The 25734-nt window shown below is 61.1% G+C and carries 22 protein-coding genes; 15 read left to right on the top strand and 7 right to left on the bottom strand.

Annotated elements, in window-relative coordinates:
* The first annotated feature begins 105 nt into the window (after positions 1-105).
* The 5 genes from ACEK02_RS06260 to ACEK02_RS06240 all read left to right on the top strand — a co-directional run bounded on the left by ACEK02_RS06260 (position 106) and on the right by ACEK02_RS06240 (position 5267).
* Positions 106-1341: a branched-chain amino acid ABC transporter substrate-binding protein gene (locus ACEK02_RS06260; protein WP_371420938.1), complete on the top strand. Its 1236-nt coding sequence runs from the start codon at positions 106-108 to the stop codon at positions 1339-1341.
* A 224-nt stretch (positions 1342-1565) separates the two neighbouring features.
* Positions 1566-2513, top strand: a complete 948-nt coding sequence (locus ACEK02_RS06255) for a branched-chain amino acid ABC transporter permease (RefSeq protein WP_371420937.1) — start codon at positions 1566-1568, stop codon at positions 2511-2513.
* The gene (locus ACEK02_RS06250) at positions 2510-3811 is read left to right on the top strand and encodes a branched-chain amino acid ABC transporter permease (RefSeq protein WP_371420936.1); all 1302 of its coding nucleotides are present in this window, start codon (positions 2510-2512) and stop codon (positions 3809-3811) included. The genes ACEK02_RS06255 and ACEK02_RS06250 overlap by 4 nt, the downstream gene beginning before the upstream one ends.
* On the top strand, positions 3808-4557 hold the full coding sequence (locus ACEK02_RS06245; RefSeq protein WP_371420935.1) for an ABC transporter ATP-binding protein: 750 nt from the start codon (positions 3808-3810) through the stop codon (positions 4555-4557). The genes ACEK02_RS06250 and ACEK02_RS06245 overlap by 4 nt, the downstream gene beginning before the upstream one ends.
* Positions 4558-4571: 14 nt before the next feature.
* A complete protein-coding gene (locus ACEK02_RS06240) occupies positions 4572-5267 on the top strand; it encodes an ABC transporter ATP-binding protein (RefSeq protein WP_371420998.1) in 696 nt (231 codons plus the stop codon).
* 68 nt (positions 5268-5335) lie between these two features.
* Here ACEK02_RS06240 and ACEK02_RS06235 read toward each other — a convergent pair whose 3' ends face one another.
* Complete coding sequence (locus ACEK02_RS06235; RefSeq protein WP_371420934.1) at positions 5336-6010, bottom strand: Crp/Fnr family transcriptional regulator; 675 nt, start codon at positions 6008-6010, stop codon at positions 5336-5338.
* Positions 6011-6238: 228 nt separating this feature from the next.
* Between ACEK02_RS06235 and ACEK02_RS06230 the strand changes: the two genes are divergently transcribed.
* Both ACEK02_RS06230 and ACEK02_RS06225 read left to right on the top strand, forming a co-directional pair.
* Entirely contained in the window at positions 6239-7060 is an 822-nt protein-coding gene (locus ACEK02_RS06230) for an ABC transporter ATP-binding protein (RefSeq protein WP_371420933.1), read from the top strand.
* On the top strand, positions 7057-8985 hold the full coding sequence (locus tag ACEK02_RS06225) for a long-chain fatty acid--CoA ligase (RefSeq protein WP_371420932.1): 1929 nt from the start codon (positions 7057-7059) through the stop codon (positions 8983-8985). Before ACEK02_RS06230 ends, ACEK02_RS06225 begins: the two co-directional genes overlap by 4 nt.
* A gap of 128 nt (positions 8986-9113) precedes the next feature.
* On the opposite strand, the gene ACEK02_RS06220 is transcribed toward ACEK02_RS06225, so the two are convergent.
* Both ACEK02_RS06220 and ACEK02_RS06215 read right to left on the bottom strand, forming a co-directional pair.
* Complete coding sequence (locus tag ACEK02_RS06220; protein ID WP_371420931.1) at positions 9114-9521, bottom strand: endonuclease domain-containing protein; 408 nt, start codon at positions 9519-9521, stop codon at positions 9114-9116.
* Between the two features lie 87 nt (positions 9522-9608).
* Entirely contained in the window at positions 9609-10016 is a 408-nt protein-coding gene (locus ACEK02_RS06215) for an endonuclease domain-containing protein (RefSeq protein ID WP_371420930.1), read from the bottom strand.
* Between the two features lie 79 nt (positions 10017-10095).
* On the opposite strand from ACEK02_RS06215, the gene ACEK02_RS06210 reads away from it, so the two are divergent.
* From ACEK02_RS06210 to ACEK02_RS06195, 4 genes are all read left to right on the top strand, one after another.
* Positions 10096-10989, top strand: a complete 894-nt coding sequence (locus tag ACEK02_RS06210; protein ID WP_371420929.1) for a branched-chain amino acid ABC transporter permease — start codon at positions 10096-10098, stop codon at positions 10987-10989.
* A 5-nt stretch (positions 10990-10994) separates the two neighbouring features.
* Positions 10995-12068, top strand: coding sequence for a branched-chain amino acid ABC transporter permease (locus ACEK02_RS06205; protein WP_371420928.1), 1074 nt, complete (start codon positions 10995-10997; stop codon positions 12066-12068).
* 54 nt (positions 12069-12122) lie between these two features.
* Positions 12123-13403 carry an ABC transporter substrate-binding protein gene (locus ACEK02_RS06200; RefSeq protein ID WP_371420927.1) on the top strand — a complete coding sequence of 427 codons (1281 nt, stop codon included), beginning with the start codon at positions 12123-12125 and terminating at the stop codon, positions 13401-13403.
* 214 nt (positions 13404-13617) lie between these two features.
* The gene (locus ACEK02_RS06195) at positions 13618-14457 is read left to right on the top strand and encodes an ABC transporter ATP-binding protein (protein ID WP_371420926.1); all 840 of its coding nucleotides are present in this window, start codon (positions 13618-13620) and stop codon (positions 14455-14457) included.
* Here the strand turns inward: ACEK02_RS06195 and ACEK02_RS06190 are convergent.
* On the bottom strand, positions 14454-15080 hold the full coding sequence (locus ACEK02_RS06190; RefSeq protein WP_371420925.1) for a TVP38/TMEM64 family protein: 627 nt from the start codon (positions 15078-15080) through the stop codon (positions 14454-14456). The two genes, ACEK02_RS06195 and ACEK02_RS06190, sit on opposite strands and share 4 nt — an antisense overlap.
* Positions 15081-15152: 72 nt before the next feature.
* Here ACEK02_RS06190 and ACEK02_RS06185 point away from each other — a divergent pair, with 72 nt between their 5' ends.
* Both ACEK02_RS06185 and ACEK02_RS06180 read left to right on the top strand, forming a co-directional pair.
* A complete protein-coding gene (locus ACEK02_RS06185; protein ID WP_371420924.1) occupies positions 15153-16382 on the top strand; it encodes a phenylacetate--CoA ligase family protein in 1230 nt (409 codons plus the stop codon).
* Between the two features lie 91 nt (positions 16383-16473).
* Positions 16474-16926 (top strand): GtrA family protein, encoded by a 453-nt coding sequence (locus ACEK02_RS06180; protein WP_371420923.1) that lies wholly within the window; start codon positions 16474-16476, stop codon positions 16924-16926.
* A 12-nt stretch (positions 16927-16938) separates the two neighbouring features.
* Here the strand turns inward: ACEK02_RS06180 and ACEK02_RS06175 are convergent, their stop codons facing one another.
* Positions 16939-18093 carry an AGE family epimerase/isomerase gene (locus ACEK02_RS06175; protein WP_371420922.1) on the bottom strand — a complete coding sequence of 385 codons (1155 nt, stop codon included), beginning with the start codon at positions 18091-18093 and terminating at the stop codon, positions 16939-16941.
* Between the two features lie 465 nt (positions 18094-18558).
* Here ACEK02_RS06175 and ACEK02_RS06170 point away from each other — a divergent pair, with 465 nt between their 5' ends.
* Entirely contained in the window at positions 18559-19755 is a 1197-nt protein-coding gene (locus ACEK02_RS06170; RefSeq protein WP_371420921.1) for a glycosyltransferase family 4 protein, read from the top strand.
* A 253-nt stretch (positions 19756-20008) separates the two neighbouring features.
* A complete protein-coding gene (locus ACEK02_RS06165) occupies positions 20009-21337 on the top strand; it encodes a UDP-glucose/GDP-mannose dehydrogenase family protein (protein ID WP_371420920.1) in 1329 nt (442 codons plus the stop codon).
* 89 nt (positions 21338-21426) lie between these two features.
* Here the strand turns inward: ACEK02_RS06165 and ACEK02_RS06160 are convergent, their stop codons facing one another.
* Together ACEK02_RS06160 and ACEK02_RS06155 are read right to left on the bottom strand one after the other, a co-directional pair.
* Positions 21427-24732: a hypothetical protein gene (locus ACEK02_RS06160; protein ID WP_371420919.1), complete on the bottom strand. Its 3306-nt coding sequence runs from the start codon at positions 24730-24732 to the stop codon at positions 21427-21429.
* 121 nt (positions 24733-24853) lie between these two features.
* Positions 24854-25645 carry a class I SAM-dependent methyltransferase gene (locus ACEK02_RS06155; RefSeq protein WP_371420918.1) on the bottom strand — a complete coding sequence of 264 codons (792 nt, stop codon included), beginning with the start codon at positions 25643-25645 and terminating at the stop codon, positions 24854-24856.
* Between the last annotated feature and the right edge of the window lie 89 nt (positions 25646-25734).

The raw sequence follows: 25734 nt of genomic DNA, 5'->3' as shown, positions 1-25734 counted from the left end.
TCTGCTGCCTTGGCTCACACTCCCGGCATAAGGCCAGCGACGGATGGATCACAAGATTCGGCGTCGCGACAACGGCCAGCACAAATGCTTCCAGGGAGAAACACCATGCGCAAACTAGCCTTCATTGCGTCCATTGCGCTGCCATTGCTCGGCGGCACGGCGATGGCGCAGGACACCGTGAAGATCGGCTACATCGATCCACTGTCCGGCGGTGGCGCCAGCGTCGGCGAAGTCGGCCTCAAGACTTTCCAGTATCTGGCCGACGAGCTCAATGCCAAGGGCGGCATTCTCGGCAAGAAGGTCGAGATCGTCCCGTTGGACAACAAGACCAATCCGCAGGAAAGCCTGATCCAGGCGCAAAAGGCGATCGATAGCGGCGTGCGCTATCTGACCCAGGGTAATGGCTCGTCGGTCGCCGGCGCTCTGTCCGACTTCGTCACCAAGTTCAATGACCGCAATCCCGGCAAGGAAGTGCTGTACTTCAACTATGCCGCCGTCGACCCGGTTCTGACCAACGAGAAATGCAGCTTCTGGCATTTCCGCTGGGATGCGAGCTCCGACATCAAGATGGAAGCGCTCACCAACTATATGAAGACCACGCCAAGCGTGAAGAAGGTCTACCTGATCAACCAGGATTACTCTTTCGGCCAGTCGGTCCGCACGCAGGCCCGCGCCATGCTGAAAACGAAGCGCCCGGATGTCGAGATCGTCGGCGACGAACTGCACCCGCTGCTGAAGATCACTGACTTCGCGCCCTATGTTGCCAAGATCAAGGCCTCCGGCGCCGACAGTGTCGTCACCGGCAACTGGGGACAGGACATTGCGCTGCTGCTGAAAGCAGCGGCTGATTCCGGCCTGAAGGTGAACTGGTACACTTATTATGCCGGTGGCGCCGGCGGCCCCACCGCGATCAAGCAGGCGGGTCTCAACGACCAGGTATACGGCATCGTCGAAGGGCTTCCGAACGGAAGCACGCCTGAAGCGCAGGCCTTCGAAAAGGCATTCCGTGCGAAGTTCGACGGGCAGACGAATGTGTATCCCCGCGCCGTCAACGAAATGCGCATGTTCGCCGCCGCCGCCGAGAAAGCGAAGTCGATCGATCCCGTGAAGGTCGCCGCGGCGCTGGAAGGCATGACATTCGAAGTGCTGAATGGCGGGCAAGCCACCATGCGCAAGGACGATCATCAGTTCTTCCAGCCGATGTATATCGCGCAATTCGGCGAGCTGAAGAACAAGGAACCGTTCGACGAGGAAAAGACCGGCTGGGGCTGGAAGACGGTCGCCAAGGTCGACACGGCACAGACCATGCTGCCGACGACCTGCAAGATGGAACGCCCGTAAGCTTTTCCTTCTCCCCGCCCGGCGAAGCGAAGCTTCGCTAGGCGGGGAGAAAGTGACCCGAGCTTGCGAAGCAAGGTCGGGTCGGATGAGGGGGACTCTCCGCAAGCTGATAAGCCCGCGGAGAGTCCCCCTCACCCGGATTGCTGCGCAATCCGACCTCTCCCCGCAGGCGGGGAGAGGTTAAGACCAGCGCTCCGCATTGACCTCACCCGAGAGGCACACACGTGCTTGAACTGATCGTCATCTCCACGCTCAATGGCGTGCTGTACGGTATGCTGCTGTTCCTGATGGCCTCCGGCCTGACGGTGATCTTCAGCATGCTCGGCGTGCTGAACTTCGCCCATGCCAGTTTCTACATGCTCGGCGCGTTCTTCGGCTTCCAGATCAGCCGCTGGTTCGGCTTCTGGCCGGCGCTGATCGTCGCGCCGCTGCTCGCCGGTGCGCTCGGCGCCGCCGTCGAACGCTACGGCCTGCGCCACGTCCACAAGAACGGCCATGTCGCCGAGCTGCTGTTTACCTTCGGGCTTGCTTTCGCCATCGAGGAAATCGTCCAGATCATCTGGGGCAAGAATCCCGTCGATTTCCGCGTGCCTCCGCTGCTCGACTTCCCGGCCTTCACGCTGTTCTCGACCAACTACCCCGCCTTCAAGATCTTCATGCTCGCCGTGTCGATCGTGATCTTCGTGGGATTGCTGGTGGTACTGAAGCGCACGCGGATCGGCCTCATTGTCCAGGCAGCTCTGACCCATCCACATATGGTCGGCCATCTCGGCCACAATGTCGGGCGCATCTTCATGCTGGTGTTCGGCGTCGGCACTGCGCTGGCCGCCGTCGCCGGCGTCATTGCCGGCCCTGCCCTTGTCACGCAGTCGAATATGGCCGGGCTGCTCGGACCTATCCTGTTCGTGGTTGTGGTGGTCGGCGGCCTGGGCTCGCTGCCCGGCGCCTTCATCGCCTCGCTGTTGATCGGCCTGATACAGACTTTCGCGGTCTCCATGGATGGCTCACTGGCCGGCGCCTTTGGCCCGCTTGGTCCCGACTACGCCACCACATGGCTGTCCGATATCTGGAACGTCACCGTCGCCCAGATCGCACCGATCATGCCCTATCTGCTGCTGGTGCTGATCCTGATCTTCCGCCCGATGGGCCTCTTGGGAACACGCGACACATGAGCGACGCTACCGCAACCATCGCGCCGCCGCGCCCCGCCGCCTCCGACCGGATGAAATTCTACGGCATCTGGATCGCCGCTGCGCTGCTCCTGCTGGTGCTGCCGAAGCTGTTTTCATCGGGCGGGTCGCTGACCACTTTCAGCCTGATCGGCATCTCGATCATCTTCTCGCTGTCCTACAATATCCTGCTCGGCCAGACCGGCATGCTGTCCTTCGGACACGCGGTCTATTATGGCCTCGGCGGCTTCCTCGCGATCCACGCCATCAACATCGTCGCCAGGAACAAGTTTGCCATTCCGCTGCCTGTCATCCCGTTGGTCGGCGGTGCGGCCGGCCTGATCTTCGCCATGCTGCTCGGCTGGGTTTCGACGCGGCGCTCCGGCACCGCCTTTGCGATGATCTCGCTCGGAGTCGCAGAACTAATGGCGTCGTCGGCGCTGATCCTGCGTACCTTCTTCGGCGGCGAGGCCGGCGTCTCCGCCAACCGCACCAAGGTCCTGCGCCTGTTCGACTGGAGCTTCGGTCCGCAGATCCAGATCTATTATCTCGTCGCGGCCTGGACGCTGATCGCAGTGATCGCCATGTACGCCCTCACCCGCACGCCGCTGGGGCGCATGTGCAATGCCGTGCGCGACAATCCCGAGCGCGTGCAATTCGTCGGCTACGATCCGCACATCATCCGCTATATCGCCTTCTGCTTCTCCGGCCTGTTCGCCGGCATTGCAGGCGCACTGGCCGCGATCAATTTCGAGATCGCCAACTCCGCCTATCTCGGCGCCGTGCAGTCCGGCACCGTGTTGTTCGCCACCTATATCGGCGGCGTCGGCTTCTTCATCGGCCCGATCGTCGGCGCGATCTTCGTCACGCTGCTGTCGCTCGGCCTGTCCGACCTTACGCAGGTCTGGCAGCTCTATTTCGGCCTGATCTTCATCGCCGTGGTGATGTTCGCGCCCGGTGGCATCACGGGGCTGCTGATGATGCACCGTCCCCTGCTGAAGGGCGGTACGCTCAGCCGCGTGCTGCCGAGCTATCTCGTCGCCTTCTTACCGACGCTGGCAATGATCACCGGATTGATGCTGATGATCGAGACCACCGTGCACTTCACCGTCAATCCCAATGAGGACTCGCACATCAAGGCCTTCGGCATCCCGTTCGATGCGGCAAATCCCGCGATCTGGGCCGTTGCGGCCGTGCTGCTGATCGGCGGCTTCCTGCTTGCGCGCAAGACATGGGCACGGGTCGCGGCAAGCTGGGACGACGCCCTCACCGCCGCGCGCGAGAAGGGAGTGGCCGCATGAGCACCGCCATTGAACTCCGCGGTGTCGAGAAGACCTTCGGCATCACCTCCGTCATCCGCAACGTCAACCTGACGGTCGCGCACGGCGAGCGCCATGCACTGATCGGTCCCAACGGCGCCGGCAAGTCCACGCTGTTCAATCTGATATCAGGCTATATGAAGCCATCAGTCGGCAGCATCCTGCTGCGCGATCAGGTGATCTCCGGCCTGCCGCCGTTCCAGATCAACCGCCGCGGATTGTCCCGCAGCTTCCAGGTCACCAACGTGTTCGCCAAGATGAGCGTGTGGGAAAACCTGCGCTGCGCCGTGCTATGGGCGACCGGCCATCGCTACGCGTTCTGGAAGAATGTCGACAACCTGCCCGAGGTGCGCGACCGCACCGCGCAGATCCTGCAGGATATCAACCTCGTGTCGCGCCGCGACGTGCCCGCCGGCCTTTTGACCTATGCCGAACAGCGCGCGCTCGAAATCGGCATCACCGTCGCAGGCGGCGCCGACGTCATCCTCCTGGACGAACCCACCGCCGGCATGAGTCACGCCGAGACCGAGCGCGCCGTGGCGCTGATCCGGCGGCTCACCGAGGGGCGAACGCTGCTGATCGTGGAGCACGATATGAGCGTGGTGTTCGGCCTCGCCGACCGCATCTCGGTTCTCGTCTATGGCCAGATCATCGCCTCAGGGACGCCGGAGGAAATCCGCGGCAATCCGAAGGTCAAGGAAGCCTATCTCGGCGAGGAAGTGGTGTGATGCTCCAAGGCCCTATGCTTAATGTTCAGGACCTGCACGCCTATTACGGCAAGAGCCACATCCTGCAGGGCGTCGACCTGCATATCGATGCCGGCGAAGTCGTCAGCCTGCTCGGCCGCAACGGCGTCGGACGCTCGACCACGGTGAAGGCCATCATGGGCGAAGTGCCGCCGCACGGCACCATCACCTTCAAGGGCGCCAATATCGCCGGCGTGCCGAGCTTCAAGATCGCGCATCTCGGCCTCGGCTATGTGCCGGAGCATCGTGACATCTTCCCGGGCCTCACGGTGCGCCAAAATCTCATGCTGGGCGTCAAGGATCCGCGCCATCCCGGCAAGTGGAAGCTCGACGACATGCTCGGCATGTTTCCCAATCTCGCCGCACGCGCGGACACGGCCGCGGGCGTGCTGTCCGGCGGCGAGAAGCAGATGCTGACGATCTGCCGCACGCTGATGGGCGACCCCGAGCTGGTGATGATCGACGAGCCGACCGAGGGCCTGGCACCGATCATCGTGCAGCAGGTCGGCGATCTCATCGCGGAGATCGCGCGCCGCGGCGTCGCGATCCTGCTGGTCGAGCAGAAGCTGTCGATCGCGCTCCGCATCTCGCACCGGGTCTATGTGATGGGCCACGGCCGTATCGTATTCGAGGGCACGCCGGCAGAGCTCAAGGCCAATGACGCCGTGCGCAAGGAATGGCTGGAAGTGTAGTGGCGACCTTCCTGACCTCTCCCCGCCTAGCGAAGCTTCGCTTCGCCCGGGCGGGGCGAGGGAAAATGCTACTCGCCGTAGCTGCCCAGCTTTTCAAGATCGACCACTGTCACGCCGCCATATTCAAGCCGCAGCAGACCTTCCTTTTCCAGCGTCTGCAGGCACTGGTTGGCCTTCTGCCGGGAGATGCCGGTGATGGAGCCGAGCTCCTCCTGCGTGATGTCCAGATGGCGGGTCGCGTCGCGATACAGGATGGGGTTGAACAGCGAGGCAATGCAGCGCGCAAGGCGCCCGGTAGCATCGAGCATGCGGCCATATTCCGTCAGCGCGATGAACTGACCGAGCCGTTCGTTCAACAGCGAGACCAGGAAGCGGTTGAAGCCGACACTGTTCTCGAACAGCCACAGGAAGGCCGAGCGCTCCATCAGCGCAAGCCGCGAGTCGCGCAGCGCGACGATGTCGTAGCGGCGCGGCTCGTTCTTCAGCACGCTGCCCTCGCCAAACCATGTGCCGGCCGTCAGGCCAGTGATGCTGACTTCCTTGCCACTGCGCGAGATGGTTCCGATCTTCGCCAGACCGCTCACCACGCCGGTCCAGTAGTCGAACTGATCGCCGCGCATGGAGACAAATTCATTCGCCTTGAACGACTTCTCGACAATGCCCGCGCGGGCGACCTCGATCTCCTTCTCGTTCAGGTCCCGCGCCCACGCCGCGATGCGCTTGAGATGATCTGCAGCAATCATAGGGTCCGGCTTCACTTTGAATGTTGCGGCGCAAAAGAACGCTCGCGCGACAAATTGGCAGGCAGATTGTCCGCCGCGAGACAATTCAGGATACCGATTTGACGTAGGGAAGACCACCGCGAAAGGTCATTAGTAGAATGGCTTAGCGAGACCGGGCGATGTAGGCTCGGGACCATCCGAGGAACATGGATAAAGAGCGCGACAAGCGCCGTATCTGGGAGGATTTGCGTGGCGGTTGCTCTGGACGTATGCGGGGTTTCACTGCGCTTTGGTGGCGTTCGCGCGCTCACCGATGTGAGTTTCGCTGTCAATGACGGTGAGCTGTTCTCGATCATCGGGCCGAACGGCGCCGGCAAGACCTCCATCGTCAACTGCATCTCGGGTCGCTATCGCCCCACCGAAGGCCAGCTGTTCTATCACGGCAAAAACATTACGGGTCTCAATCCCAACGCCCGCCCCGGTCTCGGCATCGGCCGCACCTTCCAGAACCTCGCGCTGTTCCACCATATGAGCGTGCTCGACAACATCATGGTCGGCCGCCATCACCTCCTGAAGAACAACTTCCTCACCGGCTCGCTGTACTGGCTGACCGGCGCGCGCAAGGAAGAGCTTGAGCATCGCCGCAAGGTCGAGGAGATCATCGACTTTCTCGACCTGCAGAGCGTCCGCAAGGCCACCGCCGGCACCCTTCCCTATGGTCTGCGCAAACGCGTCGAACTGGCGCGCGCGATGGCGCTGGAGCCGAACCTGATCCTCCTCGACGAGCCGATGGCCGGCATGAACTTCGAGGAGAAGGAGGACATGGCCCGCTACATCGTCGACCTCAACGAAGAGTACGGGATGACGGTGATGATGATCGAACACGACATGGGCGTCGTGATGGACATCTCGCATCGGGTGATGGTGCTGGATTTCGGCCGCAAGATCGCCGAGGGCGATCCGGCCGCCGTGCTGGCCGATCCCCACGTCAAGCGCGCCTATCTCGGTGAAGAAGACGAAGCGCTGATCGATCCCGACCATGCGCCCATCGCTGCGGAGAATGCGGCATGATGGATTACGCCGGGCGCGTCAAACAGGCAGACACCTATCCGAAACTGCTGCGCCTCAACGCCAGGGAACATGGCCGGGAGATCGCGCTGCGCGAGAAGGATTTCGGCCTGTGGCGGGAGTTCAGCTGGAATGATTACCACACGCGCGTGAAGGACTTCACGCTCGGCATGGCCGAACTCGGTATCGCCCGTGGCGACGTTATCGGCATTATCGGCGACAACAGGCCGGACTGGGTCGCGGCCGAGATCGCCGCCCATGCCATCGGCGGCATGAGCCTCGGTCTCTATCGCGACGTGCTCGATGAGGAAGCCGCCTATTTGCTGAACTACGGCGAAGCCAAGATCGTGTTCGCCGAGGATGAAGAACAGGTCGACAAGCTGCTCACCCTCGCCGAGCGCGTGCCGGCGCTGAAGCACATCATCTACAGCGATCCGCGCGGCATGCGGAAATATGACGACCCGCGTCTGCTGCAAGCCGACAGGCTCGCGCAGATGGGCCGCGACCGTGCGGCACGCGAGCCCGGTCTCTACGATCAGCTCGTCGATGCAACCAGGGGCGAGGATGTGGCGATCCTCTGCACCACCTCCGGCACCACGTCGAATCCCAAGCTGGCGATGCTGGCGGCCGGCCGCGTGCTCGGCCACTGCGCAGTGTATCTGTCGTTCGACCCGAAGGGACCGGATGACGAGTATGTCTCGGTGCTGCCGCTGCCCTGGATCATGGAACAGGTCTATGCGCTCGGCAAAGGCCTGCTGAGCCGGATGAAGGTCAACTTCGTCGAGCAGGCCGACACCATGATGAATGATTTCCGCGAGATCGCGCCCACCTTCGTGCTGTTCGCGCCGCGCGTCTGGGAAGGCATCGCCGCCGACGTGCGCGCGCGGGTGATGGATTCATCGCCGCTGAAGCAGAGCCTGTATCAGCTCGGCATGAAGTCGGGCCTGTCCGCACTCGCACAGGGCAAGCGCTCGGCCGTGGCCGATACGCTGCTGTTCCGCGCGCTCCGCGATCGCCTGGGCTTCACACGGCTGCGCTCGGCCGCCACCGGCGGCGCGGCGCTGGGGCCGGATACGTTCAAGTTTTTCCGCGCCATGGGCGTGCCGCTGCGCACCCTGTACGGCCAGACCGAAACGCTTGGCGCCTTCACGCTGCATCCGCCGGATGCCGTCGACCCCGACACCACCGGCATTGCCATGGGCGGCGGCATCGAGATCGAAATCCGCGATCCCGATGTGCAGGGTGTCGGCGAGATCGTGGTCAGGCACCCCAACATGTTCCTCGGCTATTACAAGGCACCGGAAGCCTCCGCCGCCGATCTGCGCGATGGCTGGATGCATTCCGGCGATGCCGGCTATTTCAACGATAACAAGCAGCTCGTGGTCATCGACCGCATCAAGGATCTGGCGCAGACCGCGCGCGGCGAGCGTTTCTCGCCGCAATATATCGAGAACAAGCTGAAGTTCTCGCCCTATATCGCCGAGACCGTGGTGCTCGGCGACAACCGCGACGCGCTTGCGGCGATGATCTGCATCCGCTTCTCCATCATCTCGAAATGGGCCGAGAAGAACCGCATCTCCTTCACGACCTATACGGACCTGTCGTCGCGCCCGGAGGTCTATGAGATGATCCGCAAGGAAGTCGAGACGGTGAATGCGACGCTGCCGCCTGCCCAACGCATCGCCAAATTCCTCCTGCTCTACAAGGAGCTCGACGCCGACGACGGCGAGCTGACCCGCACGCGGAAGGTCCGCCGCAGCGTCATCAACGAGAAGTACGCGGATATCATCGACGGCATCTATGGCGGTGCGCGGGATATCCCCGTCGACACCACCATCCGCTTCCAGGACGGCACCTCCCAGCGCATCCGCACGAGATTGGTCGTGGTGGACATGGCGCGGGACAAGGTGATGGAGGCGGCGGAATGATGGGACTACGCGCTTTGACAGGTCTGCGTTTCGCCGAGAGCCCCCCTCACCCGGCACGCGCGCTAACGCGCGCCTGCCGACCTCTCCCCGCAAGCGGGGCGAGGTCAAGAAACGGCGGCGTCCCGGTTCTAGCTAACCTCTCCCCGCTTGCGGGGAGAGGTCGGATCGCCCTTGCGATCCGGGTGAGGGGGAGTCTCGGCAAGCGCGGTCGCAATGACTTCGAGCACGCCATCAATATTGCCGAGTACGTCGTTATTCCAGAAGCGCAGCACGCGGTAGCGATGATCGACCAGCCAGTTGTCGCGAACGACATCTGCCGCATTGTCGGCGTGCTGGCCGCCATCGACTTCAATGATCAGCCGGTTCTCGCGGCACACGAAATCAACCGTGTAAGGCCCGATCGGCTCCTGCCGGACGAATTTGCAGCCGTCGATCTGCCGCGAGCGCAGCCGGTTCCAAAGCTTGGTCTCGGCATCCGTGGACGTCTGTCTCAAGTGTCGCGACCGCGCAGTTCGACCTTCATTGGCCTTGCGCATGTGGAAGCTCCCCCTCACCCGCCCGGCTTCGCCGGTCGACCTCTCCCCGCAAGCGGGGCGAGGTCAGGAAACGGCGGCGTCCCGGGTCTAGCTAACCTCTCCCCGCTTGCGGGGAGAGGTCGGATCGCCCTTGCGATCCGGGTGAGGGGGAGTCTCCGCAAGCGCTGTCGCAATGACTTCGAGCACGCCATCAATATTGCTCAGGACATCATGGTTCCAGAATCTGAGCACCCGGTAATGATGCTCGACCAGCCACTGGTCACGGGCAGCATCGCGCACATTGTTAGCATGTTGCCCACCATCCACCTCGACGATCAGGCCCCGCTCCCGGCAGATCAGATCGACGATGTAGTTGCCGATCGGCTCTTGTCGCACAAACTTGTGCCCGTCCAGGGAACGTGCGCGAAGGCGATACCAAAGCGCATTCTCGGCATCGGTCGAATCTCGCCGCAGCCTTCTGGCACGTGTGGTTCTGACCGCATTGGCCTTGCGCATGTGGAAGCTCCCCCTCACCCGGCGCTACGCGCCGACCTCTCCCCGCAAGCGGGGAGAGGTTAGCACTCCGGCGCCAAAAATGAACACGCAGTTCCTTCTTCAGCTTCTCGTCAACGGCCTCGTGGTCGGCACGCTCTATGGCGTGGTCGCGATGTCATTCGTGCTGATCTACAAGGCCACGCAGGTCGTGAACTTCGCGCAGGGCGAATTGCTGCTGATCGGCGCCTGGGTGTGCTGGACGCTGCTGACCAAATATCAGGTGCCGTTCTGGCTGGGCATGCCGATGACGCTGGTGTTCATGTTCGCCTTCGGCATTCTGGTGCAGGTCGTCATCCTCAGGCCGCTGATCGGCGAGCCCATTATATCCGTCATCATGGTGACCATCGCACTGTCGGCCGTGTTCCAGGCGGCGCTGAAATGGATCTACGGCGTCAACCCGCAGCCGTTCCCGCGCGTCTTCACCAGCCAGTCGGTGACGATAGGCAGCCTGCAGATCCAGACCGTCTATGTCATGAGCCTCGTGGTGTCGGTGCTGATGATGCTCGGCATGGCCTGGTTCTTCAAGGTGTCGAAGTGGGGTCTGGCGATGCGCGCCACCGCCTTCAATCAGCAGGTGGCACAGTCACTCGGCATTTCCGTGAAGACCGTGTTCGCCATGGCCTGGGCGATCTCGGCGATGGTCTCCGCTGTCGCGGGTGTGGTGGTTGCCGTGGTCAACGGCGTGTCATCGGGCCTGTCGATCTACGGCATCAAGGTGTTCCCCGCCGTGATCCTCGGCGGCCTCGACTCCATCGGCGGCGCCGTGGTCGGCGGCATCATCATCGGGCTGCTCGAGAACTTCGCGCAATTCGTCGACAGCGAATATCTGCACTGGGGCAATCTCTACGAAGTCGCCCCGTTCTACGTGCTCATCATCATTCTCATGATCAAGCCTTACGGCCTGTTCGGCACCAAAGACATCGAGCGGGTATAAGCATCATGGCCAGTCCCTCCCTCATCCCGGCCGGCGACTTCCGCACCAGCTATGCGGTCGACACCACGATTTTCCCGACCACCACCGGCCGCAATTTCGCGATCCTCGGCGTGGTGCTGATCTGCTTCGCGCCGCAACTACTCAGCGAATACTGGCTCAGCCAGATGATCGTGATCGGCATCTACGGCATCGCGGCGCTGGGGCTCAACATCCTGGTCGGCTTTACCGGCCAGATCTCGATCGGCCATGCCGCCTTCTTCCTGCTCGGCGCCTTCACCTCGGCCTATATTTCCAACAAGACGCCGATCCCGGTGTTCTTTGCGATCCCGCTGGCAGGCATCGTCACCGCCATTGTCGGCCTGATCTTCGGCCTGCCGGCGGCGCGGCTCAAGGGGCTCTATCTCGTCATTGCCACGCTTGCTGCGCAATACATCCTGATCGACTTCTTCTCGCGCGCCGAATGGTTCTCCGGCGGCTCGGTGCCGGCAATGGCCAAGCCGTTCTCGATCTTCGACTATGAGTTGCGCGGCGACCGGAAGTATTTCTACGTCGTGCTGGCCTATGTGGTCGTCAGCTATCTGCTGGTCACCAATCTGATGCGCTCACGCGATGGGCGCGCGCTGGTGGCGGTGCGCGACCATTATCTCTCCGCCGAGATCATGGGCATCAATCTCACCAAATATCGTACGCTGTCGTTTGGTCTGGCCGCGTTCTTCGCCGGAATCGCCGGCGCACTCTATGCGCATTACCAGCTCGTGGTCTCCAATGAAGGCTTCGGCATCGAGCGCTCGATCCTGTTCCTCGCCATGGTCATCATCGGCGGGACCGGTTCGATCATGGGCACGCTGATGGGCACGGCTTTCGTGATGCTGGTGCCGGAAGCGATGGAATGGATCAGCATGGAGCTGAAAGGCGGCGTCATCGACAAGGCGCTCGCGCTCAACAACAACCTCACATTCCTGCGCGAGATCGCCATCGGCCTCATCATCATCGCGTTCCTGGTGTTCGAGCCCGACGGGCTCGCGCATCGCTGGCGGCAGATCAAGACCTACTGGAAACTCTACCCGTTCTCGCATTGAGGACGGGATGACTAGACGAAACGATAAAAACTAAAATCCAACGGGAGAATGCTCATGACGATGAAATCATATCTTGCGTCCGCGTCCATTGCCCTGCTCATCGCCGGCGCGTCCGCCAGTGCGCAGGCGCAGATCGCCGTCGGCCATCTCGCCGATTATTCCGGCGGCACCTCCGATGTCGGCACGCCCTATGGCCAGGGCGTGGTCGATACCTATGCCTGGATCAACAAGAACGGCGGCATCGGTGGCAAGCAGGTCAATCTCGATAGCAACGATTACGGCTACCAGGTGCCGCGCGCCATCGCGCTGTACAAGAAATGGTCGGGCGCCGACAAGGTCGCGGCGATCATGGGCTGGGGCACAGCGGATACCGAGGCGCTCACCGGCTTCCTCGCGCAGGACAAGATCCCGGATATCTCGGGCTCCTACTCGGCCGCGCTGACCGATCCGACCGGCGCCGGCGGCAAGGCAAAACCTGCGCCGTATAATTTCTTTTACGGCCCGTCCTATTCGGACGCGCTGCGCGCCGAGCTGACCTGGGCGGCGGAAGACTGGAAGGCGAAGGGCAAGAGTGGCAAGCCCAAATATGTCCATATGGGCGCCAATCATCCCTACCCCAACGCACCAAAGGCTGCGGGTGAAGCACTCGCCGCCGAACTCGGCTTTGAAGTGCTGCCGCCATTGGTCTTCGCACTCACGCCCGGTGATTACAGCGCGCAGTGCCTCAGCCTGAAGAGCGCCGGCGCCAACTACGCGTATCTGGGCAACACCGCAGCCTCCAACATCTCGGTGATGAAGGCCTGCAAGGCAGCAGGTGTCGACGTGCAGTTCATGAGCAATGTGTGGGGCATGGATGAAAACGCCGCAAAGGCGGCAGGCGATGCTGCCGATGGCGTGATCTTCCCGCTGCGCACGGCGGTGAGCTGGGGCGGCAACGCGCCCGGCATGAAGACAGTGCAGGAAATCTCCAAGATCTCCGACCCGTCGGGCAAGATCTATCGCCCGGTGCACTACATCGCCGCGGTCTGCACCTCGCTCTATATGAAAGAAGCGCTCGACTGGGCCGCGAAGAACGGCGGCGCCACCGGTGAGAACGTCGCCAAGGGCTTCTACCAGAAGAAGGACTGGGTGCCGGCCGGCATGGACGGCGTCTGCAATCCCTCAACCTGGACCGACAAGGATCACCGTCCCACCACCAAGGTCGATCTGTATCGCTCGAAGGTCTCCGGCTCGACCGACGGCGATCTCAACGACCTGATGGCCAAGGGCACGATCAAGCTCGAGAAGGTGAAGACAGTCGAGCTGCCACGCAAGCCGGAATGGCATGGGTGGTAATTCTTTCCTTCTCCCCGCAAGGCGAAGCGAAGCTTCGCTAGGCGGGGAGAAGGTGGCGCGGACGCAGTCCGCGACGGATGAGGGGGAGCCTCCGCGGGCTCGGAGCAAGTGGAGAGTCCCCCTCACCCGCCCCGGCTTCGCCGCGCTACGCCGGGTCGACCTCTCCCCGCAGGCGGGGAGAGGTTAGCACCAGCCGATCTCAGGAGCGTCATTGATGCAGACAGCTATCGACACCAGCGCGCAAGTTTCAACAGCGCCCGCCACCGCCCCGCTCCTCGACATCCGCAATATCGAGGTCGTCTATGACGACGTGATCCTGGTGCTGCGCGGTCTCAGCATGGAGGTGCCGAAGGGCGCGATCGTCGCGCTGCTCGGCGCCAATGGCGCCGGCAAGTCGACGACGCTGAAGGCGATCTCCGGGCTCCTGAAAACCGAAGACGGCGAGGTCACGCGCGGCGAGATCCTGTTCGATGGCGCGCGCATCGACGGCATCGACCCCGACAAGATCGTCCGCCGCGGCATCTTCCAGGTGATGGAAGGCCGCCGCATCGTGTCCGACATGACGTCACTGGAGAACCTCCGCCTCGGCGCCTTTACCCGGCGCGACAACGAGGTCGCCTCTGATATCGATATGGTGTTCGATTATTTCCCGCGCCTGAAGGAGCGCACCGGCCTCGCCGGCTATCTCTCCGGCGGCGAGCAGCAGATGCTGGCGATCGGGCGTGCGCTGATGGCGCGGCCGAAAATGATCCTGATGGACGAGCCGTCCATGGGGCTGTCGCCGCTGCTGGTGAAGGAGGTCTTCGCCATCATCAAGAAGATCAACCGCGATCTCGGCGTCACCATTCTGCTCGTCGAGCAGAATGCGCGCGCCGCTCTCTCCGTCGCCAGCCACGGTTACATCATGGAACAGGGCAAGGTGGTGCTCGACGGCACTGCGGATGAACTGCGCGACAATGAGGACGTGAAGGAATTCTATCTCGGCGGCGCCGGCGACCAGCGCAAGAGTTTCAAGAACCTGAAGAGCTTCAAGCGCAGGAAGCGATGGCTTTAGCTGCTCACGGCCCCGCAGGTCGCGATGCCGGTCTTGCGCGCGAGGATCGCGCGAATACGGCGCGACACGAGCAACAGGATGACGAGCACAATGACGAGGGCCATGGCAATCAGCACACGGTTGAGCGGCATCGGTCCATCATCGAGCAGCAGCGCCCGTCCGGACGCACCGAGATACACGTACAGCACGATCTGCGGCAGCGTGAACACGAAAGTGACCAGGGCGAACGGGAGCAGTCCGATATTTGTCAAACCGAACAGATAATTTTGCACCGAATTGGGCAATGGTCCGCCGAACCGCATCAGTGCGACGATGCGCCAGCCCTCGTCATCGACGGCTTGGGCAACGAGGCGCCAGGCCGCGCGTTTCCCGGTCTGCCGTTCCACCCAACCGCGCAGAACGGAGCGCGCCAGCATGAAGGCCAGAATGGATGCAGCCACGGCGACTGGAACAATGACGACGAGAGAGCGCAAGCCGAATGCAGCACCGGCACCGAGCACGACGAATGTTCGCGGGACCGGCAAGAACGAAGAGGCAACCACCAGCGCGGCCAGCACGACGGCAGCAGGACAATCGAGTTGGCCGAAGCTTTCGAGCCATTGGACAATGCGTTCTGACGACATGATGTCCCACTAGCACGGCATGACAGAGCACCGGAACAACGTAACGACGTCAAACGACCAGGACACACCCAGATGCGCCACTTCGACACACTCGAAAATTGCGATCCGTCGCAGCGCCAGGCCAATCTGTTTTCGCGCCTGCCGGATGTGCTGCGCCACGCGATGCAGGCGCCGGCCTATGCGGAGCATCTCAAGGGCATCAATCCCGCAGCCATCGTTGACCGCGCCGCGCTGGCGCAATTGCCGGTGCTGCGCAAATCCGACCTGCCGGCCCTGCACAAGGCCAGCCCGCCATTCGGCGGCTTCGTGTCAGGCGCGACCGGCTCGTTCGGCCGGTTGTTCACCTCGCCGGGGCCCATTTTCGAGCCGGAATCGAAACAGGCCGATCCCTGGCGCGGCGCGCGTGCGCTCTATGCCGCAGGTTTCCGCGCAGGCGACGTGGTGCTGAATACTTTCAGCTATCACCTGACCCCCGGCGGCTTCATCTTCGACGGCGCCGCGCGGGCGGTCGGCTGTGCCGTGATCCCCGCTGGGCCGGGTAATACCGAACAACAACTGGAACTGATCGAGGCCTATCGGCCATCCGCCTATAGCGGCACGCCGGATTTCCTGAAGATCCTGCTCGATGCCGCCAAGGCGGCCAATCGCGACGTCTCGTCCATCAAGCGCGCCATGGTGTCCGGCGCAGCATTCCCGCCATCGTTGCAGGCCGAGATCGCCTCGCGCGGCATCGACGCCTATCAGGCCTTCGCCACGGCCGATCTAGGCTTCATCGCCTATGAGAGCACGGCCCGGGACGGCCTGATCGTCAATGAGGACCTGATCCTGGAAATCGTGACTCCTGGCACCGGCGAACCCGTGGCCGAGGGCGATGTCGGCGAGATCGTGGTGACCTCGCTGGATCCTCACCACCCGTGGATCCGGCTGGCGCTGGGCGACCTGACGGCCGCCCTGCCCGGCCCCAGCGTCTGCGGCCGGAGCAATATGCGCATCCGGGGCTGGATGGGCCGGGCCGACCAGGCCACCAAGGTCAAGGGCATGTTCGTGCGGCCCGAACAGGTCGCCGAAATCGGCAAGCGGCACCCGGAACTCGGCCGGCTACGGCTGGTGGTGTCGCGGGACGGCGAGAATGACGCCATGGTACTGAAAGCCGAAACGACCGCTCCGAATACGCCTGGCCTTCTGGAGGCCGTCACGGCCTCTCTCAGGGCCGTCAGCAAGCTCGGCGGGGCCGTGGAGCTGGTGGCGCCGGCCTCGCTGCCCAATGACGGCAAGGTCATCGCCGACGAGCGCGGGAACTGACTGATCAGGCCTGCCGCGGCGCATCATAAAAAGTCGGACTTCCCTGGGTGATCCTGCTATGCAGCCGCCCAGATCGAGGATGGCTGCTGCCGTGAGACTGATTTTACCACAAATTGTCGAGACCTGGCTGTCGCGCCCGACGGTATCGAAGATGATCAGCTTCGGCGTGATCGGCCTCGGCAACACCGTGATCGATCTCGCCATCTTCACCCTCGCCTATAAGGTGCTCGGACTGGCGCTGGTGCCGGCCAATGTCATGGCCTGGCTGGTTGCGGTGTCGTGCTCCTACGTCATGAACACCATGATCACGTTCCGCGCCGAATCCGGCCGCGTGCTGCGACGCAAGGATTATCTGAGTTTCGTCGCCTCCGGCATTCTCGGCGTCATCGCCACCACAACGACGCTGGTGGTGCTGTCGAACTTCATCCCGGTCTATGCCGCCAAGCTTGCGTCAATCCTTGCCGGCTTCGTGGTCAATTTCACCATGTCGCATTTCGTCGTGTTCCGGACCAAGCCGACGGATCCGAACGAAGCCACCCGCTAGATCGCAAGGCAGTCAGGCGCCGAGCACCCGTTCGGCTTCGGCGACCGCGCATAGAATGTGATAGAAGGATGACGCCGGGATCGTATCGACCAGCGAGCGTCCCTCACCGTCGAACTGATCGTACCAGCCGCCTTTGACGGGATGCTGCAGATAATATTTGTCCAACCGCATCAGCGCGGCGCGCGCTTCCTCGGCAGCGCCTTCGACACCAGACTCCGCCTGCGCGACGAAGGCCTTGACGATCTCGGTCTGCGGCCAGCACCGCCGCGACGATTTGACGATATTGCCCTGGGCATCGCCTTCGTCCACCAGACAACCGGTGGCATCGCGATAGCGCAGCGCGGATTCGAGCAACGCGGCACGCTGCCTGCCGGTCGGGCAGCCGGTGATGCGCTCGAAGCCCTTGAGCAGCCAGACCCATTCGGCCTGATGGCCTGGCTCGACGCTGACCGGCTCGATCCGCGACCAGTCCCGTTCGAAATATTCGCCGAGCACGCCCTTTTTCGTGTCGAACAGATTCGACGAGAACAGACCAAACAGATCGCCGGCCCGGGCCTGGAACGCCTGGTCATGGGTCGCGTCAAAGGCGGCGATGAACGCCTCCAGCAGATGCATCTGCGGATTCTGCCGACGCGGCATCGACGCCGGCACACCCTCCACATAGCCGCCATCGGGCGAGCGCAACTGCGTATCGATGAACTGCATCAATTCATCGATCTCGGCGCGCACCTTTGCATCGCGATCCAGTTGATAGACCGTCGCCAGTGCCAGCAGGACGAAAGCATGGTCATAGGTATCACGCAGCGGGTTCAGCACCGAACCATCGGGCGCGAGAATATGCACGAAGCCCGGCTTGCCATCCGGCGCCTTCGCCCTGGCCAGCATGTAATCGAGACCCTGGCGCGAAATCTCGGCGCCTTCAGGATACCAGCCGAGCTCCGCGGCCTTGGCGAAGCAGTAGATCTGGCGGGCTTGCACGCGGACACGGCGGGGGGCGACGAGGTCAGCGCGCCCGTCGCGGTCAAGGCGCTCAATGAAACCGCCTGATTTCGAATCCCAGCCCGCTCCTGACCAAAGGGGTAAGGCATCGGTGATCATTTTGGACTTAAGCGCAGAAACGATGTCTGTACTCGTCGAATAATGTGTCACGCTATCTCTCTCGGTCATTGCCGTCCCCAGGTTTGTGCGCTGCTCAGGGCCTCGTCTTCCCAAAGACTCTTGCAAAGGATTTTGGGGCACAGATCAACCGAGGAGCTCATAACGATTGAATTATTAGAGGCGCTCAAACACCCGTGTCGATGATCGTAGCACAAACTGCAAGGCCGCCGCCCCAGTGTAGCGAGGATCGGCGAGGCGCGCGAGTGGCCAATCAGTACATAGGATAACCGGAGGAGACAAGTTACGCTTAGGCGCTCTTGAGATTGCAACAGCCGCCGGCTCGCAGCGCTCGACAGTGAAGGGATTGGGTTATCGCCTTCTCGCGGCCCAGATGTGCATCCACAAAACGAAAGTCGCATCAACGTTGAATTCCGTATATAGCATCTTGTAGATGAGCAAGAGCGCAGCAGAAGTTCCTCGCGAATTTCAGGAACACCTCTCGTGAAACGCAAATCGCTTATGGGCGGATGAATTTTGGATTTAGAGAGCATTCATATCGGCATTGAAATGAGAGTGATGGCCGGCCAGATGACCGGGATCGGCAATTACTCGTTTCATCTCATTGAGGCGCTCCTCAAGGACAATCCCGAGCTCCGCTTTTCCGGTTTCGGCCTGACATCGTGGGCGTCGCTCGACAGGACCGCGTTGGATCGATTGAGCGCGGCTAAGGAGAGCCAGCGCGCGAACCAGCCGGCTGCCGGAGGCGCCGTCGGCATGAAGAAGAGGCTGGTTGCCGCCCTCAGACAATCGAGTCTCGCGCCAGCTATCTATCGCGCTCAGTTTCAGCGCACGGTGAAGCGACAATCCTTCGACATCTTTCACGCTTTCAACTTCCTACCATTTGCCGACCCCGGCGTTGTAACCCTTCCGGTAATCTACGACCTGTCATTTGTCCGATTCCCTGAAACGCATCCGCAGGAACGTCTGCGCAGGCTTGAGAAGCTCCCAGAATTGCTCGGGCGCACGCCGCTCGTTCAGACCATCTCGGAGTTCAGTCGCAACGAGATTGCGACCGTCTTCAACTATCCGCGCGAGAAGATCTTCGTGGCCCCGCCTGCGGCGAGCGACATCTTTCGTCCGCTCGGCGCAGCCGCTGTTCGCCCAGATTTGGCTGAGCTTGACATCCCGCAAGACTATTTTTTGGCCGTCGGCACGCTGGAGCCGCGCAAGAACCTACGCACTCTGATTCAGGCGTTTGGCCTGCTATCGGAGGCAGACCGTGCGCGTGCGCCGCTGGTCGTCGTCGGGGGCGGCGGTTGGGGCGAACTCGACCTTCCGCCTGAAACCGATGCCATGCGCGCCGCCGGCGCGCTCCGGTTTCTCGGCACCGTGTCCAATGCACAGCTCCGGAGCCTATATGAGGGTGCCATCGCCCTCATGTTCCCTTCGATCTATGAAGGTTTCGGCATGCCGGTTGTTGAAGCCATGGCATGCGGAACACGGGTGGTCCATAGTTTGGGAACGTCCATGGACGAGATCGCCGATGGTCTCGCGATCAAGGTGGCGGCCCTGGATATCGACGCCTGGGCTGCGGCCTTTCGCTCTCTGATAGGGAGTGTCCCGACGGCGGAGGCGTCCGCTAGCTTGCGCGCGCAGGCCAGCAAGTTCAGCTGGCACCACAGCGCCGCACTGGTGCGCAATGCATATGCGCAGTTGACGGAAGCCGTTTAAAATCCAGCACTATTTGCATCGCGTCATGACAGCCGAATGACGTGAAAGCATATGGACTTAATACCAGAGATCATTATAAGGGCTCGCGTCCGGCGCGCACTCGGCTCTACGTCCGAAATCCGCGGTTGCTGGCCAACTCCGTTCCAAACACCACCACCGGCGGATTCCCGCCACGGATAGATTTTCCTGCATCTTCCACCCGTCGTCTCGCAAACTGTTAGAGCCTCGCGAGATGAGCTTTGATGAGATTCAAATGAACTCTGTGACCTCGTCTCCGCGTATCTCCATTATCGGCCTCGGCAAGCTCGGGTCACCCATGGCGGCCGTCATGGCTGCAAAGGGCTTCGACGTGATCGGGCTCGATCTGAACGATAAGCTTGTCTCTGCCATCAATCAGGGTAAGGCGCCGGTCGACGAGCCGCAGTTGCAGGAATATATCGACAAGGGTCGCTCCCGTCTCCGCGCAACCCATTCGTGGGACGAGGTGGTGCAGCAGTCCGATGTTACCTTCATCATCGTCCCGACCCCGAGTGGCAACGACAAGCTGTTCTCGAACAAGTTCATGATCGCCGCGATCCGTTCGATCGGCGAAGCGCTGCGGTCCAAGAGAGACCGTCATGTAGTGGTCGTGACCTCGACCGTCATGCCGGGTTCGACGGGCGGCGAGCTTCGCAAGGAACTCGAGGAGGCTTCCGGGCGTACTGTCGGCCCACAGCTCGGTCTCGCTTACAATCCGGAGTTCATCGCGCTCGGCACCGTCGTCCGCGACATGCTCCGCCCGGATTTTATCCTGATCGGCGAGTCCGATACGGCAACCGGCGAGTTCCTGGAAAACATCTACAAGAAGTCATGCGATAACGAGCCGATCATTCGCCGCATGAGCTTCGTCAATGCGGAACTGACGAAGATCTCGGTGAACACCTACGTCACCACCAAGATCTCCTATGCCAACATGCTGGCGGAGATGTGTGACAAGCTTCCGGGCGCCGATGTCGACGTCGTCTCAACGGCTGTCGGATCGGACACCCGCGTCGGTTCGAAATATATCAAGGGCGCGATCGGCTATGGCGGCCCGTGCTTCCCGCGCGACAACAAGGCGTTCGCGGCGCTGGGGCGCATGATCGGTGTGCGCTGCGACCTTGCCGAGGCCACAGACAAGATCAACGACCACCAGATCGAACGTCTGATCGGCGCGGTGCAGGCCCATGCCGAACCGCCGACTCGCGTCGCCGTGCTTGGGCTCTCATACAAGCCTGAGACGCCCGTGGTCGAAGAGAGCCAGGGCGTTGCACTGGCCGATCGGCTGAGCGCGGCCGGCTATGTCGTCACCGTCTACGATCCGCTGGCTATGCCAGGAGCTGAGGTCGTGCTGACCGACAAGGTTCTGTTTGCTAACGATCTCGCCGACGCCGTATCGGCAGACATCATCGTCATCACGACTCCTTGGCCGCATTTCAAGGGCAAGAGCCTGTTTGAGGCTGGCGCGAAGCCGAAGGTCATTATCGATCCCTGGCGGGTCATCAGTGCCGACGACGTGCCGGAAGGCACCAAGCTGGCCCGGATGGGCTACGGCGCGCGCTGACAAAAGAGGCGGATCGGCATCGGCCGATCCGCCTTTTCAATATCGTAACGCTCGCTTCATCGTCCTGAGCGAGCGCAAAAGCCGCTAGATTACGCCTTTTCGACCTTTACGCCGAGCACGCGGAAATCCCCCGCTCCCTTGCTCCAAACTCTCGTCTCGATATCCTTCCCCATTCCATCCGCGATATCGAATGGAATCGAGAACGTCTCGGTGCTCCCCGACGCGTGGATCGCCATCTCGCCGATGACCTTCCCGTCTGCCACAACATCGAGCGAGCCGACCTGTTTGCCGCCCCTCTCGGTAGCGAGTTCAAACACTGCCGTATACGCGCCGGGCGGCAATGCCAGATACGGACCATGCACGACGTTGTTATCGCCTTCTCCCGCGGCGGTCACAGACGCGCCGTTCCACTTCGCTGCCGGACCGCTCGCCAGAAGCGGTAGCCAGCTGGAGTGCTGGTCGACAAAATCAACCCACGAGCCGACTTGAGTCGCATCGCCGATACGTGTGACCTTGACAGACCGAACAGTTCCGGGCGCTCCGCCGACTGCCCTCAAACTGACTTCCACAGGCAGTCCGGATGGCACTTCATCCGCGTGAACTTCAAAATGGAACCGGCTCTCCGTCTCTTGGCCGCGCCCGCCGACATAGCTGGTTCCGCGAACGAAGCCGTCCGAGTGAACAACCACGAACAGGAACGGTTTGTCCGCCGCCGTCGTCTTGTACTGCACACTCGCCTCATAACGTCCGGCGGTAAGCACACGCCGACCGCAAACCGCGATCTGCCCGCGCTCACCTGCCCGCACCGCGAGTTCACCTTTGGCAGTCCATCGCCCCAATAAACGGCTCAACGGAGCGTCGTTGAGCAGTCTGACATCGGCTGTGGAAGCGCCCATCAACCAGTTAAAGTCGCCGGCGAACTGATCGACCCAAGGCGTTTCATCAAGCACTTCGCCGGTCCGCCTAATCCGGAAGCTCTTGATCCGCCCGCGATAGCCAAGCGCATGGATGAAAATATCGACAGGCATCTCACCGTCCGGCGATTCATCGGCATGAACCTCGAACTCTCGGACGATATCGCCCGCACGGGCCTGTCCGCCGGAAATGGTGTCGGCACGCCGAAAGCGCCCCTTCGAATGAAGGCCGACGAATAAGCAAGGCTGATCGTCCGGCGCTTCAGTTTCCAGCAGTATCCGCAATTCGTAACGCCCTGCCATGAGCAAAGCCTGCGGTCCGTTGCCGACGAGCGAGCGAGGACCGGCCATCAAGGTTTGCGCCGTGGCCAGAAGATTGCGCGCAGCATAGGCCGCATCGCGCTTGTTTGACTTCGCGCGCGCTGCAGCGACAAGAAAGCGAGCTGCATCCGGAAGCAGGTCCTTGGCACCGCCCGCGATTGCAACGCTGAGATCGCTCTGCCAGCGACCTGCCGCTCCGAGCCGGAATGCTGCCAGCCAGTCGGAGCCCCCCTGCAGCGACAGGCGCCGTTCGGGCGAAAGCTTGTCTACCTTTTCACAGGTCAAAGACGAGATCGATAGACCCACGGTACGGGAGCAGACAACGCGGGTTTGCAACAGGCTCGCCGATTGGCTGAGTAACATCTTGTCGACTTCGAGCTCGATCGTCACCTTTCCTGCGACGAGATCCTCGAACCGGATCGGCGCATAGCCGAAATTGTACTCGCTGCCGACCAGTTGGATGAAACCGACCGGGGCATGCGACGGTATAACTCCCGGCACGATCCCCGCTATCTCGAAAACAAGGCGGTAGCAGCCCGCTGAAAGATGCCTGTACGGACCAAAACAGATCATGCCGGTCGCATCTGGCTTGACGCGAATAACCTTGCCATCGAGAACGGCCGCATCGGTGCGACGGAGCAGATCGGTCCAATCCTGCGGTCCCGCAACGTCAGGCAGGACGAAACCATGACGCATTCTGGTCGCGAACGGGGTCAAGCCGGCCGCCACGTTGGCTGCCACAAGAGATTCATAGGGCGTGTGAATCGCGTTCAGTGAAACAACGCGTCGCGGAGCCTTTCCGCTCGCCATGCTCGCACGTTCAGCTCCAATTGCGTCAAGAAAGCAATACGTCAGCACCCCTTTCAATTTCGGGCTCAATTGAGCTCCGAGCTCAGGCGCTCCAAAGTCAAAAACAAACGCATCAGCTCGCTCGAAGAGCTCAGCTCGATCAACAGGGAGAACGTTCGTGACTCCGTCGAACTCACCGACATCAAAGCAACATTGATCAACCAGAATTGGATGTACGAAGCCCAAGCTCGCCCACACCTGGCTAAACATCTCCAAGGTTTCTCTTCTAACCCCGCTCCAACCGACCTTTGTTTGGCTAGTGTTAGCTGTGACGAAGATATCCAACAAGAAGGCCAGAACGTGTTTCGGATCATAGTCAACTGATCCGTATGAATCCGGCGTGTACCTAACTATTGGCGGCTTCTCCAGTGGAGCGCCAACGGCTTGACTGAGTGCGTTTACGTAGCGCCCCATCGGATCATCAGCCAAGCGAATTTCTTCGATTTCATCGGCAGCACAGCCCCACACTGCCGCTTGCCGCGGGACCTCTGGGCGTTCAACATTATCAACGAAACGCAGCCAATCATTCTGTGTGCGGGAATGACTATGGGCGGGTGTAATCTGACGCGTGTGGTCGCAATGATAACCGAATACACGACTTCCCAGATCGCCTACTTGGCCGTAAACTAGAGACATTCGCTTGGCGATGTTTGAATCCACATGCCAGCCAAGAATCATTTCTTCGTCGAAGCCGTCGTACTGAAATAGATCCTTCCGTTCAATGAGTTGAAAGTCTCCGGGACCGTCGTACAAGATGGTTTCATTGCCTAGAACGATTTCGTCCAGATGCAGCGTGCGCCCCCAATTTTTTATAGTATCAATGGCAATCATTGGCGCCTTGCGATCAAGTCCTTCCCAAAGCGTCTCTGGAATTTCGAGTCTAGGCGCGTGATAAAATCCCGACGGCAAATCACGAACCATTTCTGATAACGATGTTGCGCCGTCCCGGGGCACAAATATCATGTCCGTATTCGTAGATAGTATCCAACGGTTCGCAGGATTCGAGCGGCGGACAGCGATGTTGCGCGAGATAGGTTCAATAGCCTGCAGTCGCGTTTTACCCCGGTATCTTTCGTGAACAGGAGGCCGCGCTCTAAGTATGCGCAATTTCTGGCGAGCTCGCGCCGTAAGTGTGTCTGCAATGGCCTCCGGGAATGTCGGAAAATCATCCGGCGTGTTGTAGTCAACGAAAATGATCTCATCACTCTCGTCGGCAAGCAATTCGGCCATGCAGTTAAAGCTTAGCGCCGCCCGTTTGTGCAGGTTGTAGCCGTAAGAGTCGTTTCGACCATAGAGAATGATGGAGATCATATGGACCACACTGCAAAGGAAACGCGCCAGCACAGATCATGCGGCGCGTTCAAAATGGATAACCGGGCAAGACCGTTTAAGCTCAGCAGCCCTTATACCAGGTACTTAATCACACTGACTTTCAGACTGGACGAGCCGAAATCAGCATGTGCCACCCAAAACGACGCTCAAGCGCGGCGAACATCTCTGGTGACATCGCCGCGAACCAAGGTTGGACTTCATATTCGTAGCGAACATACTTCTCGACGATGTACGGAAAAATATGAGCTTGACGAACCTCAAGAACATCGAACAAGCCCTGCGTAAGTTCCCGCACAGTCTCTTCCGTGTATGTGGTCGCAATCGGACATCCCGACTGGGCCTCTGGTTGATCGAAACCGGCTTCGATCATCGCAGTCTTCCACGAGTTGGTTGCGTAGAGCATCATCCGGAATTCGCCATCAGAACTGATCACGCGGCGAATCTGTTCGACAACCGCCCGTTGATCGGGCGTGTGATGTATGACACCGAAGGAGTAAACTAGATCAAAAGGTCCCTGAACATGGGACGCCAACTCCTCGGCGTTACACGCAACAAAATGACCATTCAACCCCAAGACATCGAATCGCTGCCTGGCAATCTCCAGACTTTTCTCAGACAGCTCTACGCCCGTATAATCGGCACCGGCTCGTGCAAAATTTGCAGCATCGGTTCCAATACCGCAACCAACCTCCAAAACTCGTTTTCCCTTCCAGCGGTCAAACTGAGCGAAACTAGGAATATGTGGTTCGACGAAATACTTCCTCTGCTCAACCTCATCGAAGTATTCGCGAGACCCCAACTCCTTAGGAGAGTGGCGAATATTGCAGGGCCTACGGTTCCAGTATTCCTGCACATCATCTGTGGTCGGCTGCGCCGCAACGTCCCGCTGCATGGATCTTCAACCCCTAATACCTGACCGGAAGGCACCGGTTCCAGAGTGCATGCCTGATAGCGCTCCTCTTAACGACTGCCTCGGTTCAA

The organism is Tardiphaga sp. (genome assembly GCF_041424195.1).
Taxonomy (GTDB): Bacteria; Pseudomonadota; Alphaproteobacteria; order Rhizobiales; family Xanthobacteraceae; genus Tardiphaga.
The sequence above is the reverse complement of the archived record's forward strand: the minus strand, read 5'-3'. Positions and strand labels throughout refer to the sequence as shown.